Annotated in this window: 10 protein-coding genes; 1 reads left to right on the forward strand and 9 read right to left on the reverse strand. The window is 43.1% G+C overall.

Going from position 1 to position 14,596, the window contains the following annotated elements:
- Positions 1-143 precede the first annotated feature (143 nt).
- Complete coding sequence (locus QYZ87_07445) at positions 144-3,509, reverse strand: AAA family ATPase (protein MDN4754361.1); 3,366 nt, start codon at positions 3,507-3,509, stop codon at positions 144-146.
- A 2-nt stretch (positions 3,510-3,511) separates the two neighbouring features.
- Positions 3,512-4,741, reverse strand: a complete 1,230-nt coding sequence (gene sbcD, locus QYZ87_07450; GenBank protein MDN4754362.1) for an exonuclease subunit SbcD — start codon at positions 4,739-4,741, stop codon at positions 3,512-3,514.
- A 233-nt stretch (positions 4,742-4,974) separates the two neighbouring features.
- Between sbcD and glgP the strand changes: the two genes are divergently transcribed.
- Entirely contained in the window at positions 4,975-7,545 is a 2,571-nt protein-coding gene (glgP, locus tag QYZ87_07455) for an alpha-glucan family phosphorylase (protein MDN4754363.1), read from the forward strand.
- Between the two features lie 76 nt (positions 7,546-7,621).
- Here glgP and QYZ87_07460 read toward each other — a convergent pair whose 3' ends face one another.
- From QYZ87_07460 to dnaN, 7 genes are read right to left on the reverse strand one after another with little or no spacing between them, the layout of a single operon-like run.
- Positions 7,622-7,999, reverse strand: a complete 378-nt coding sequence (locus tag QYZ87_07460; protein ID MDN4754364.1) for a RidA family protein — start codon at positions 7,997-7,999, stop codon at positions 7,622-7,624.
- Between the two features lie 36 nt (positions 8,000-8,035).
- Positions 8,036-8,776, reverse strand: coding sequence for a 23S rRNA (guanosine(2251)-2'-O)-methyltransferase RlmB (gene rlmB / locus QYZ87_07465; protein ID MDN4754365.1), 741 nt, complete (start codon positions 8,774-8,776; stop codon positions 8,036-8,038).
- Positions 8,776-10,458, reverse strand: coding sequence for a DNA repair protein RecN (recN, locus tag QYZ87_07470; protein MDN4754366.1), 1,683 nt, complete (start codon positions 10,456-10,458; stop codon positions 8,776-8,778). Before recN ends, rlmB begins: the two co-directional genes overlap by 1 nt.
- On the reverse strand, positions 10,455-11,339 hold the full coding sequence (locus QYZ87_07475; GenBank protein ID MDN4754367.1) for a DUF4835 family protein: 885 nt from the start codon (positions 11,337-11,339) through the stop codon (positions 10,455-10,457). Before QYZ87_07475 ends, recN begins: the two co-directional genes overlap by 4 nt.
- Positions 11,336-12,559: a bifunctional phosphopantothenoylcysteine decarboxylase/phosphopantothenate--cysteine ligase CoaBC gene (gene coaBC, locus QYZ87_07480; protein MDN4754368.1), complete on the reverse strand. Its 1,224-nt coding sequence runs from the start codon at positions 12,557-12,559 to the stop codon at positions 11,336-11,338. The genes QYZ87_07475 and coaBC overlap by 4 nt, the downstream gene beginning before the upstream one ends.
- Positions 12,560-12,580: 21 nt before the next feature.
- Positions 12,581-13,351 (reverse strand): 3'-5' exonuclease, encoded by a 771-nt coding sequence (locus QYZ87_07485; protein MDN4754369.1) that lies wholly within the window; start codon positions 13,349-13,351, stop codon positions 12,581-12,583.
- 25 nt (positions 13,352-13,376) lie between these two features.
- Positions 13,377-14,510: a DNA polymerase III subunit beta gene (gene dnaN / locus QYZ87_07490; GenBank protein ID MDN4754370.1), complete on the reverse strand. Its 1,134-nt coding sequence runs from the start codon at positions 14,508-14,510 to the stop codon at positions 13,377-13,379.
- Between the last annotated feature and the right edge of the window lie 86 nt (positions 14,511-14,596).

Below are 14,596 nucleotides of genomic sequence, written 5' to 3' on the forward strand. Positions count from 1 at the left end.
GGGAGCTCATCATTCCTACATAATAGGTTTGTTGTAAATAGCTTACATCCTAGTAAGATGTCTCCAAGGTGATACCTCTTGACTAGAGAGATTGTCGCCTTTTTATTCGTTCATTTACTTCATTAGCAATCTCTTTTAGACGTCTAACCTCTACTATTTTCTACTCTAGTGACTTTGACGGTGCTTCGCGTCATATCTATTCGCTTTAACTGTATCTGAGTCGGGATCCGCTCTTTTAGTTCCGGGACGTGACTAATAATACCCACACGTCGGCCTGAGGAGAGTGTTTCGAGCGTGTTCATGACCATACTGAGGCACTCTGCATCTAGGGTTCCAAAACCTTCGTCTATAAAAAGCATGTCAAAGTTTTGTTTGCCAGCTCCCATACGTGAGAGAGCCAGTGAGAGGGCTAGCGAGACCATGAAACCTTCACCACCTGAGAGTACATTAATAGACTGAGGCGTGAATCCCCGTTCGGCATCGGTCACTAAAATAGCAAGAGAGCCGGGAGAGCAGGTCAGTACATATCGATCAGAAAAACGCTGAAGATCGTCATTAGCTAGGCGTAAGATGTGTGCTAGGATATAACTCTGTGCGATGCTTCTAAACTTTTTGCCTGTTGAGTCCCCAAAGAGTTCAGAAAGATTAGTCCACTTCTCCAACTCTACTTCTAGAGCTCGCAGCTCCTCCATCTGAATATGCCTATCAGCTCTATGTTTCTCATCTTCCTTAAGCTTATAACTAAGCTCCGTCTGACGCCCAATCAACGTCTGTATCCTTGCGTCTAAGGAATCAATGGATTCTGCCATTTCATCTATCGTAGCTGAGACCTTCATTTCCTCTCTTTCGGACTCTAACGATTGTCTTGTCAAGGTAGCCTCACTAAGCTGTCCTTCCAAGCTTGTTTTACGGCTCTGAACCTCAGACTGCTCTTTTTCGATAGCCTTAACATCCTCAGAATGATAACCAGACAGAACGACAATGCGGTCGATGTCGAGATCTGGAGTCTCAGTAAGCGCTTCCGTTAGCTCCTTCTCTAAATTGTGCAGCTGCTCACGCTCCTTCTCTACATCCCTATGCCACATCGTAATATCAGTTGAGAGAGTTTGCCATACCTTCACTGTATCCTCGCGGTATGGAGTATCGATCGCCTTTACAGCCTCCCACTTTTCATAGAGATGAATGATAGCTTTCTGAATTTCTCCTATCTCTGCCAAAGCCTCATCCATCTTTATCATCTGCTGTGAGATCATTTGTAGCTGATCGGTTACTTCCTTGTATCTTTTAGCATCCTTAGTGATCCTTTGAGAAAGGATATTGGGGTCCTCATCCAACTTTTGAGCGACATCATCATAAGGGATCATCAGGGTAAGAACATCGGTACTGTCCTTTATCCCCAAAGAGTCCTTCTCCAGCTGCTCCGCCACCATCTTCATCTGTTCCGTATTGGACTGGCTCTTCATCTCACATTGATGTGCACGATCGGTAAGCTCTGTAATCCTTTTATTTTGTTGGCTTTCCTTAGTCTGCCACTCTTCGAGCTCTTTTTGAAGTCGTGTAATGACCTCCTGCTGCTTGGTCAGTCCCTCTCGCTCCTCAGACAACTGTCTTTTCCATTGTGAGAGCTGCTCCGTATCCTCAGGCCAAGGCTCCGTAAATGATGTCGATAAGATTTCCTCTTGTTCCTGCTTGAGCTGCTGAATTTTCTCTCTTAGCTCAGAGATTGTCTTTCCGAGATATTTTATATTACTCTCATATTGCGTGATAGAGTGCATTAGTCTCTCTTTATTACTAAGTGCCTTATCCCAAGCATCCTTAAGCGTTTGAAGTGGGGTGTCCATTGATTGCTCAAGTATGTGCGACTCAATACTCTGTCCACAAACGGGGCAGGTATCGCCCTCTTGAAGCGAGGCACGAATATTCTTCACAACTTCATGACTCATCCATCGAGCGGTTTCGTAGGCACTATGTGTACGTTTCTCTTCTTGCTCCACCTCTACGAAATCCGATTTATGCTTAGTCAACTGCTGTTCGTTATCGGAAAGTTGGCTCTTAGCCTTCTCTAGCTCGCTCTCAGACTGAGATCTGGAATTATAAATTTTTGAGAGTGCTCCGATGTTGGATATTGCAGTAGCGATCACATTGATCCGAGTAATCAAGGACGTCTGATCCATGTCCTTAATCTCCTTCTGACGGTGTTCTATCTCTTTCTGTATAGATTTTAGAGTCGCTTTATCATCTTCCTTTTCTACCAATAGCGACTTCTCTAGCTCTTGCAACTTTTTCTGCTCATTTTGTAAAGCTTTCTCTCTATCCAGATGCTGCTGATAATCCTTACGCATGTTCGCCAAAGTCTCTAGATTCTTTAGCACCAATGACTTCTCCTCAAACATCTGAGAGAATGGAGTCAGCTCTTTCTCTTGAGCCTTTAAGCTCTCCTCTCGCTCCTTCAAAGTCTTCAAGAGGTTTAGTCCAGTCGCTTTTTGCCCTAGTGCAGACGCATAATTTCTACAGAAGTCCGTCTCCTTGTTTTCCAAGCGTGTAAGCTCTCTACGACTCTTATTGAGCTGCATGTAAGCACTTCTAGCCTCATGACTTTGCTTAAAGTCATAAATAAGCTTCTGATTTTCTTTATAATCAACCTCCGCCATCAGATTTTCTAGTTCCTTGACCTGAGAAGAAATCTCCCCAATACGTTTGGAAGCGGCGGTGATGTCCTCTAGCAATTTTTTAGCTTTCTGCACCCTCTGCAGTTCACTTTTTTGGAGGTTTATATTTTGGGCTATTTCCGTCTGCTGCTCAGTGATCTGATCAATCTCTTCTTCAGTGAGTAGTGTGATTCCTGCTAGTTCATCCTTTTTGCGATCATACTTATTTTGCATATCCCGTTTCTCTTCAAAGATTCGGATCCCGATCTGAGAATAAATCTCGGTCCCAGTCAACTTTTCCAAGATTTCAGCCTTTTCATCAGGTTTACTGATTAAGAATCTGGTAAACTCACCCTGTGCAAGGAGAGAAGTGCGACAAAATTGCGTGTAAGTCAGCCCTATCACCTCCTGAATGGCCTCTTCAAATTCTTTTTTCTTCTCAATGACCCTCCCACTCTGTAAATCAGTAATAGTATTTACAGCACTTTGAAGATTTCCATCGACCCTCTTCCTCGCACGTCTGACACTCCACGAAGCGGCATACGGCTTGCCATCGTTTCCTTCAAAATAAAGGACGGTCTCGGCCTCTCCCGTATGACGCCTCATAAGCTGACGGACATCATTGACATTTACTTCATCATCCACCTCAGAGCTATATTTCTCTGATGAGGTGATGCGAGTCATTCTAGGTGCTTGACCATAAAGAGAGAGTGTAATGGCATCCAAAATGGTGGACTTACCCGAACCCGTTTCTCCTGTAATCAGAAAAAGGGGCTCTCCAGCCAATACACCATGCTCAAAGTCTATCTCTGCGGACTCAATAGTAAGAAGATTCTTAATCTTTAATCTGATATACCTCATAACTACTCTGCTCTAATGATCTCTTGCCACAGGCTCTCAATCATACTTTTATACTCCTCCTTCATCTCCTCATTTACTTTTCCAGACATATAGGCGAGGGCTATCTCTATAGGGTCGTTATCTCTCACACTCTCATACATCTCTATCTGATCTCGTTGATTATCAACCGCTTCCATAGTATTTGTATACTTTATAGTACAAAAAATAGCATGAGGTCTAGACTTCAAGGCCTCCATAATCCTAGCCTCAGCACCTACCGGAACCATACCTTCGACTCCCAGATTAATACGGACAAAAACTTCTTCATCAGGATCTAATTCACTATCAATCGCTTGGATAACTTCATCAAGAGATGCTGGATGATCCGGTAGCGTAACCAACCGACGTGCTGGATGAATAGGGATTCGTTTCACAAGTGGTTCCTGATCATGCTGAACGTCCACAAGATTGACAGAGTGTGGAAAGATTTCATCAAAACCTATCGCAAATGGGGAGCCTGAATAATAAGCACGGCCGCCACTTCCTCTAATCTCCTGTGGTCTATGGATATGCCCCAGGGCTAGATAATCATAGCCTGTACCAAACTCCTCAAAGGTGACGACCTCAATATTTCCGACAATACTACGTTGCTCATCATCCAAAGAGATATCATGCTCCTTATGTCCCATAAAATCACTTCCTGCCACAGCGGTATGAGCCATGAGCACAATAGGCAATCCATCACTATTCCGTTCCTTAACGATGTCTAAGAGAGAGGTCACATAAGCCCTCTGACGATCATCTGTTTTGTCCTCCGTAGGGGGGTAAGCATGTGGATAAACAAAGGGGAGGGCTATAATATGTCCTTTATTAGGTATCGTAATGAAATGCTTTTCACGATTCACCTCTTCGCCATCTCGCTCTATAAATCCTATGACATGGACATTAAAGTGGGACCACAAGGGTCGTGTCAACTCTAGGCGAGAAGCACTATCATGATTTCCTGAAATAATGACGATCTCTGTGCTAGGACTCGCACTATGAAGCATCAGAATCGTATCAATATAAAGCTTCTGTGCAGCATGAGTTGGTAGCACTCGGTCGTAGATGTCTCCACTCACTACCAACGCATCAGGTTGCTCAGAAGAGAGGAGGCTGGCAAGTTGCTCAAAGAAAGAGATATGATCTGCTGTACGGTCGTGACCATACAGTTCACCACCGATATGCCAGTCTGCGGTATGAATAATTTTCATGTGGTATTATATCGAGATGTTCTTTTTTATACTAACTCGCAATTTACTATTAATACTTAACCTCAGCAATAGTAGGTAAGAATAAATAAGTAGCTACGCAGTAGCATAGTATGCTAAAAATAGCATAATCTTCATAATACAAAAAGTACTTTTGTCGTATATAATTGGTAAGTTTACAGTTGTGTTTTTAGACGAAAGACTGAAATGTATTTTCAAAAAACTATAAAAGAAAGATGATTAAAAGTAAGAAAACAAATGAACCCACGTGGCATAATATATACACTTTTTCGAAGTTGCCAGAGAGGTTATCTAAGCTAGAAGAACTTGCCAACAACCTATGGTGGGTTGGGAACTACGAGGCTAGGAGCCTTTTTGAAAAGATTGACCCTGACACTTGGGAATTATCCAAGGGAAATCCTGTAATGTTACTGGCCAAACTAACAAAGAAAAGGCAGGAGGAGCTACAAGCTGATGAGGATTTTCTTAATGATCTGGATACCATATACGAAAAATTCAGTCACTACATGAATGAACCTGCTCGTACTGATGCCCCTAGTGTTGCTTACTTTAGCATGGAGTATGGGCTGACGAACGTCCTTAAGATATACTCTGGTGGCTTAGGCGTATTGGCCGGTGATTATCTGAAAGAGGCGAGTGACTCTCGCGTGGATATGGTAGGTGTTGGTTTCTTATACAGAGAAGGGTACTTTGAACAAAGTATCACACCTGATGGGCAACAGGTAGCTAAATATGAACCCCAAAACTTCAATAATATACCTGGGGAGCAGCTATTCAATGAAGATGGTAGCCCTATGATACTGGAGGTTCCATTTAGAGATCATATCGTCTATAGTTATATTTGGAAGATAAATGTTGGACGTGTGCCACTCTATCTTATGGACACGGACCTTTCGCTCAATAGCGATTGGGATCGATTCATCACTCATCAATTATATGGTGGTGATTGGGAAAACCGTATGAAACAGGAGTACATGCTTGGGATCGGAGGTATCCTCCTGCTCAAAAAGCTTGGAATCAAGAAGGATATCTATCATTGCAATGAAGGACACGCTGCTCTTATTAATGTGGAGCGAATCGCTCAGTTAGTAGCAGAGGGCATGGACTTTGATCACGCCATTGAGATAGTTAGAGCCTCAGCTCTATATACTGTACATACTCCTGTACCCGCTGGTCATGATTACTTTGAGGAGGGGCTATTTAGTAAATACATGAGTCACTATGCTGCCAAACTGGGGATTTCATTCCAAGAACTAATAGACTTAGGGCGAGAGAACCCAGGTAGTCATGAAAAGTTCTCTATGAGTGTATTGGCTCTGAATACTTGTCAAGAAGCTAATGGTGTTAGCTTCCTACATGGCAAGGTATCTCAAAAGATGTTCGCTCCTGTATGGAAAGGTTACTTTCCTGACGAACTACACGTGGGGTACGTAACTAATGGGGTACACATGCCTACATGGATGGCACACAAGTGGGTGCCCTTCATGAAAAAGTATGTCTCTGATGATTTCATGAGAGATCAGGCAAATACTGATGTGATGCAGAAGCTGATGAATGTACCTGACCAAGAGATATGGAACATGCGTAAGGAGATGAAAGAGCGTATGCTACGATATCTTCGCAAACGGTATAAAATAAGCCTAAGTAAGGAAGGTAGTGACCCTTCATCTATCATTGAGACATTGGAGGCCCTGAACCCTAATGCCTTGATCATTGGCTTCGGACGTCGGTTTGCAACTTACAAGAGGGCTCACCTACTCTTTACTGATCTAGAGAGACTGAATAAAATAGTGAATAACCCTAAGTACCCAGTACAGTTTTTCTTCACAGGAAAAGCACACCCTGCAGATGGGGGCGGTCAAGGGCTAATCAAGCATATCCATGAAATCTCTAAGAGACCAGAATTTAGAGGGAAGATTCTTTTCCTAGAAAATTATGACATCCGTGTCGCTCAACGTCTCATCGCGGGAGTGGACGTATGGCTTAATACGCCTACACGCCCATTGGAAGCTTCTGGAACATCGGGCATGAAAGCGGTGATGAATGGAGCTCTCAACTTGTCAGTCTTAGATGGCTGGTGGTATGAAGGATATGTGGAAGGTGGCGGATGGGCCATTACGGATAAGCGTACCTACCAAGACCAAAGCCTACAAGATGAACTAGATGCGGTAACCATCTACAATATCCTTGAGGATGAGTTAATCCCATTATTCTTTGATCGCCATGATGGTCACGAGTACTCGACTGGCTGGGTTAAGATGATTAAGAAGTCAATGGCTGAAATCTTCCCACGCTTCACGATGAGAAGAATGATAGACGATTACATTGCTCGCTTCTATAATCCTTTGGCAAAGAGGAGCAAACAATTAAGTGCGGATAACTATAAGGCCGTTGATGAGATTGTTGCATGGAAAAATCATGTCGCCATGAATTGGGATAAGCTCGAAACGATTGAATTGAAGAGTAACCAATCTGTACAGAATAGAGCCTTCGAGGTCGGCGAAACATTCCAGACAAAACTCACTTTGGAGATGAATGGATTGGAAACAGAACTGAAAATAGAACTGGTAGTTACCGAAGAGGATCCTAAGACAGGAGAAAAGGTACACGCCTTTAACTATCCTTTCAAATTGATTGAGCAAGAAGGAAGCCGTAGGACCTATCTGATGGATATCATTGTGGACAACCCTGGGGACCACAAGGTAGCGATACGTATCGCACCTACTCACCCACTTCTTCCTCACCCAATGGACTTCTCTTACACCCATTGGCTTCCTCTTTTCTAAGCCAGAATCTTATATAAAAGTAGAGCGGACATACCATTTGGTGTGTCCGCTCTACTTTTATTGAGAAAGTCACTGATTACATCGCTGCAATAACTTCCATCTCTACCAAACCGCCCTTAGGAAGAGCACAGATCTGGAATGCACTGCGTGCTGGATATGGTGCGTTGAAGTGCTTTGCGTAAACTTCATTCACCGCAGCAAAATCATTGATATCTGTCAAGAAAACAGTAGTCTTTACTACATTTTCTAAGGTTATGTTCTTAGCAGCTAAAATATTGATAACGTTCTGCATCATCTGCTCTGCCTGACCGACAACGTCTTTTGACGCAAAGTCGCCAGTCGCTGGATCTAGGCCTAACTGACCAGACACATAGCAAAAACCATTAGCACAGACAGCTTGTGAATATGGACCTACTGCAGCTGGTCCTTTAGGTGTATTGATAACTTCTTTCATAATAAATTGTTTTTTAAAAGATTATTAAATAGGATATTAATTATTTCTTTTTTGTCTGATTATTTCATAGAGCAAAATACCAGAGGCGACAGACACGTTCAGGGAGCCAATATCACCATACAAGGGGATCCTCACCAGATGGTCGCATTGCCTTAAGGCATACTCCGAAAGTCCACTATCCTCTGCACCCATAACCAAAGCAATAGGAGCTCTGAGCTTATTGTCGTACATTAGATCAGAGGCTTTCTCTGTAGCACCAACCAATTGAACGCCACTTTGCTTGAGGTAATCTAGGGCTTTATCTACCGAACGCTCACGACAAACAGCAATCCGAGAGAGAGCTCCCGCCGAGGTTTTGACTGCATCAGAGGTAACAGAAACGGAATTCTGCTCAAAGATAACTATCGCATCGACCCCTGCACATTCACATGTACGAGCGATAGCTCCGAAGTTTCGGACATCTGTTATACCGTCAAGCACAACAATAAAAGGCTCTCTGCCTGCGTCATAAAGAGCTGGAATGACTTGCTCTAACCTATAGTAGGTAGTCGCTGCTTTGATCGCAACAATCCCCTGATGGTTCTTTCTTGTGAGTCTATTCAACTTCTCCATAGGGACTTTACGAATGGGGACACGTTGCTCTCCTAAGGCCTCTAACAACTCTGACATCAGAGCACTATTCGTCTCTCGCTTCACATATATATGGTCAATATCTTCGCCTGCTTGGAGGGCTTCTCGCACAGCATGAATACCGAAGATCATTTCATCGTTTCTTATCATTTTACTTTATTATTCTTTGTCAGTAACTCTTTAGCATTAGCCATCGCTGCATCAGTAAGCTCTGCACCGCTTAGCATAGAGGCTAATTCTTTTACTCTCTCTTCTCCTCTAACTTCCTTAATACCTGTGACGTAACCGTCTGTCTCCTCTACTTTTGCCACCACCAATTGATGATCAGCTAGAGCTGCTATCTGTGGCAAATGCGTTATAGAGAGGACTTGGATATGACGGCTCAATCGCTTCATGACTCGTCCTAACTTCTCAGCCACTTCACCGCTGACACCTGTGTCTATCTCATCAAATATAACTGTTGGGAGCACTCTATGAGCTGCTATAATGCTCTTAAGGGCTAACATAAAACGAGATATCTCGCCACCTGATGCAATCTCTTTGATAGGCTGTAGAGTGGTCTGCTTATTGGTAGCAAATAAAAATTGTATTCGATCGATACCAAACTCATCTAATTGAGGCAAGTCGGTTCGCTCAACCTTAAATGTAGCACCCGCTATGCCGAGCTCCTTCATTAACTCATGTAGGATGGGCAACATATCTTCGGCTGCTTTCTCACGAGACTCACTGAGAGACTTAGCTAAGCTTAAGGCTTCCTGCTTCCTCTCGTTGACCTCTTTTTCCAATTCATTAAGGTGGTAATCAGAATCACTTATCTCAGCTAGTTGTGCTGCATATCTCTCACGAAGGGCTATCAACTCATCAAACTCTGTGAGGTTGTGCTTAAAGAGCAAACCTTGTAGGAGGTCTAATCTTGCCTCTAGTTGCTCAAGCTCCTGCGGATCAACATCCACTCCATCTAGTAGGGAGTCTGCTTCTCTGATGATATCTGAGAGCTCTACGCTGAGGCTAGACAACCGCTCATGTAATTCAGCTGCCTGAGAATAGTGCTCAGAAACACGATCTAACATCTTCACAGCACTGCTGATCTGTTCACTAACAGACGGCTGCTCTTCAGTAGCAGCACTGTCAAATGATGCTAAAAACCTCAAAGCTTCATTGATCTCTTGTCCATGAGTAGCCATCGCTTGTCGCTCCTCGAGCTGAGTCCATTCACCCGACTTGAGGTGTGCGTCATCCAACTGTTTATATTGAAAAGTAAGATAATCTTCCTCCTTCTTCTGTTCCTCTAACCTTTTGGTTTCACTCTTTAGCTGTCTTAGTGCAGCACAATATTCTTCATAAGCAGCAGAATACCTGTGCAGTAGATTCGCATTATTTGCCAGTGTATCCAACACACCCATTTGATACACCTCTTCGCCAATTAGCATGTTATGATGCTGCGAATGAATATCTACCAGTCGCTCCCCAATCGCTCTAAGAGTAGAGAGTGTAACTGGAGTATCATTCACAAAGGCACGACTCTTACCGCTACTCAAAACCTCTCGACGTAAGATACAAGTACTATCGTAATCTAGAGCCTCACTCTCAAACAGCTCCTTAAGTCCTTCTATTCCATCCGTCAAAAACTCAGCCTCTATAATCGCCTTTGTTGCTCCCTCTCGGACACTCTTGCTATCAGCCCTACTGCCTAATATTAAGCCAATAGCACCGACTAAGATGGATTTACCAGCACCTGTCTCGCCTGTTATGGCACTGAAGCCATCTAGTAAATCAAGAGAGATTTCCTTTATGAGTATAAAATTCTTGATATATAATCTTTTGATCATAATCTACTTAATAGGTTTGGGTAAAGTTCATCAACAAGCCTCTTTGCATCATCGTGTGTCGTGGCTTTGCTTTCCAAAAAATAATGACGTATCTCTCCTTGCTTGGTATCAGAGAAAAACTGAAAGAAACTCAGCGATCTATTTGCTTCGCGAAGAGCCTTAAGTCCCATTAAAACAGAATACAAAGATTGTCCGTATTTGGAATCATCTTCTGCATCCAATCCCGTCCTGTGATAGATGTACCACAATTCTCTAAATTTCTCACCCCATTCACTTTTTAATTCTGAGAGGTATCTATCATCACGGGTGTTCGTCTGACTTAGCGACTGATATGAATTGGACATGACCTGCTCAAAATGGCCCTGTTCTTTTTCTAAATAATCTAGAAATGGGGTGCCTCCATATATAGAGAAACTATCATAATAGTACAGCAGACCTAATGTCGCATAATAATAAATCCTCGCTTGTAAGGGGTCTTCTGGTAATGACCTCCCTAATCCTCCCCGATTGAACTCTTTTTGGAAACGAAATCTCAGCTCTCTCTGACTTGTTATGAAGACTATAGACTCTCGCTCTTCTCCAAATATAGGACGGTACATCACCATCTCCATATCGGCGATAAACTCCACACCATCGCCGGAGTTGACATTCAATAGTACAAAAAGACGAATAGGATTCTTAGGAACCTCAGTGAGATAAATCTCTGGAGAGTAATTAACTAAAAGTTCTTCTAACTGTGTCTCAAGCTCCGCAAGGTCACGAGTCGCTCCATCACCTACGCCAGAAGTATTAATGACCACCTCTGGCTCGAATATAGATTGAGCTTTCCCATGAATTGAGACCAAAGCAATCAGGACCAATAGCAAACAGCCCTTTTTCATCTTCCCTCCAGTAAATCTTCTATCCTATCTATAATCTTCTCAGCAACTTCTCTTTTACTCATCAAAGGCAAGGACGTTTCCTCCTTACCCAATCGATCAAAAATCGTCACCTTATTAGTCTCGCCACCAAATCCAGCACCATCATCCTGTAGAGAATTGGCAATGATAAAATCAAAATTCTTGCGATCCATCTTATCCAAAACTCCGACTCTTGTCAAGTTAGTCTCCAAGGCAAAGCCTACATGGATCTGCTCATCTCGTTTTTCTTCACCTAATGTAGCGGCAATATCTGGGTTGGGAATCAGATCTAATGACATAGCTCCCTGCTCCTCTCTTTTGATCTTATGCTCCGAACGTGTAGCTACTCTATAGTCAGCCACAGCGGCACAGAAGATAGCCACCTCGTAGGCTCCTTCTATCTTATTGCACTCCTGAAGCATCTCATCAGCACTTTCCACCTTAACAATCTTGATATTTTTGCCCTTAGGGAGGTGGTCCACAGGACCAGAGATGAAATGAACAGAAGCACCTCGTTCGGCAGCTACCTCAGCCAAAGCTAAGCCCATCTTACCAGTAGAGTAGTTACCAATGAATCGGACAGGATCAATCTTTTCGTACGTAGGACCTGAGGTAATCATAAACTCTACCCCTTGCAGGGTCTGTTGATACTCTGGTTGCAGATAATCAGCGACGGCTTCGAAGATCTCCTCTGGCTCAGCCATACGGCCCTTACCGATTAGATGGCTTGCAAGCTCTCCAACGCTAGGCTCCACAACTATAGCACCCCATTCAGCCAACTGCTGAATAGAAAGGGTCGTGGATGGGTGAGCAAACATGTCTAGATCCATTGCTGGTGCGATGAACACTTGAGCACGACAGGATAGATATGTGGTCACTAATAAATTATCAGCAATACCATGAGTCATCTTCCCTAGAGTAGCAGCAGTCGCAGGTGCTATAACAAACGCGTCCGCCCAGACTCCTAGATCTACATGACTATTCCACGAACCTGTACGTTCCTCAAAAAACTTCCAAAGAACAGGCTTTCCTGACAAGGTTGAGAGGGTCAGGGGTGTTATAAACTCTGTGGCTGCTGGGGTCATGACGACCTGGACATTTGCCCCAGCCTTCACGAACAACCGTACTAACTGGGCACTCTTATATGCCGCAATACTACCCGTAACACCAACCACTATATTTTTACCCTCAAGATTCTTCATAACTTGGTCCCTACTCTATGATTAATTTGATTCGACACTAATCTTAATTCGCGTCAGCTCTAACTTAGTATCATGAGGGAAGTTGCTTTGCATCATCCACTCATAATAACCTTGGTTATTGCGTAATACATCCTTTACTAACTGACCCTTATACTTTCCGAAATTAAAACGCACTTCACCATCCTTATCATAAATCATACGACCAGCGAAGTCCACATTATCATTCATTCGTGTAAATGCTCCCAATGCCTCAACATCCTTAGGCAAGTCATCATACATCTCTAACTGACCCAGTAACACCTCATAAGTAGCTCTAGTATCTACATCTGCGGCATGAGCACCCTCTAAATCCTTACCACAATAGAATTTATAAGCTGCGGATAACGTCCTCGCTTCTTTCTTGTGAAAAATAACCTGTGCATCGATCACTTTCCGACTAGCTTTAAGATCAATCGGTACCTCAACACGATGAAACTCCTCCGCTAGCAAAGGTATATCAAAACGAATACAATTATAGCCACCCAAGTCACAATTCTCAATAAAGGCAGCAATACGCTTAGCCATATCTCTAAAGGTAGGCTTATCTGCCACCATCTCATTGCTGATTTTATGCACCTCTGTAGAGCTTGCTGGTATCGGCATTTCAGGATTAATTAATGTGTGTAACATCTCCTCACTATTATCAGGAAAAACCTTTAGTAAAGAGATTTCCACGATTCGATCGTTTGATATATCTAGACCAGTAGTCTCTAAATCAAAAAAAACTATTGGTCGCTCTAATTGAAGCATCATTAAAAATTGTCAGTTAGATATTTTACTAAAACATTAAAGGCATCATCGCTACGGTTATCTCCACACCGACCTCACCGCCAATTGGTGAAAGCAATGCAGCCCTAGCACTATCTCCTATTTTCATCGAGATATTCTGGGTCGGCAATGCACGCAATATCTGGATAACGTGATCTGCACGGAATGAAAAGCGTGCAGACTCTGCAGAGAAAGAAACTGGCACAGACTCCTCAGCACTCGTACTGAAGTCGGAGTCACTAGCTTTGAGCGTCAATTGCTGTGGACTGTAGTCAAAACTCACTAGTTGCATTCCCTTATCAGCAAAAACCTTAACACGAGTAGTAGCAGATAGCAACTGCAGACGATCAGCCTCCATCACCTTATCATTATCGGTTGGAATGACGGTCTCATAATTAGGATATTTTCCCTCTAACAACCTACATTGCAACTCCATAGATGGACTTCTAAAGACGGCATAGTTATGGAAAATCTCGACAGTCAACATCTCATCTTCATTAGCTCTAGCAAAAAGTGAACGCAGCAAATCCGCTGGCTTGCGTTGGATCGTTACCTGTGTTCGCTCTGTGACACCAAGATCAAGAGCCGAATGACGATAGAGTGCCAATAAGAAGCCATTCGTAGCAACGAAAGAAAGATGCTCTGGACGAATATCCAAATGCACTCCCGTCATCACTGGACGTATCTCCTCTACACTCGCCGCATAGATAGTACTTTCCAATCCCTCCGCAAACGTGGAGACAGGCATTTCAATCTTCACAGATTCGGATGTCAAAGCTTCACTATTTGGAAATTCACTACCCTGAAGAAGAGGAAAAGAGAAGCTTCCCATTCCATAATTAGCCTCAAGGATAAGCTTCTCCATATCTATCTCAAAAGACATCACTAAGTTAGGAATCTCTTTCAATGGGTCAAGCAACTGCTTTGCACGAACGCAAAAAGAGATGTCATCCCCATCCTTACTTTCCAACTCCATAGAAGTCAGCATCCGGGTCTCCCCATCAGTGGCTGTCAACTTCACTTTATTACCCTCTATTTCAAAAAGGACATACTCCATAATGGAGAGCTGACTCTTATTGGATATCACGCGGTTAACCACATCGAGGTGATCCTTAAGATAATCACTTAATACCGAAAACTTCATAGGTCTTATTTAATCTATATATTGTCATTAATTTCTATTCCTTATACACATAATCTATCTGTAAAAGTACCAATTATTGTACAGAT

This window comes from Porphyromonadaceae bacterium W3.11, assembly GCA_030434245.1.
Classification (GTDB): Bacteria; Bacteroidota; Bacteroidia; order Bacteroidales; family Porphyromonadaceae; genus Porphyromonas_A.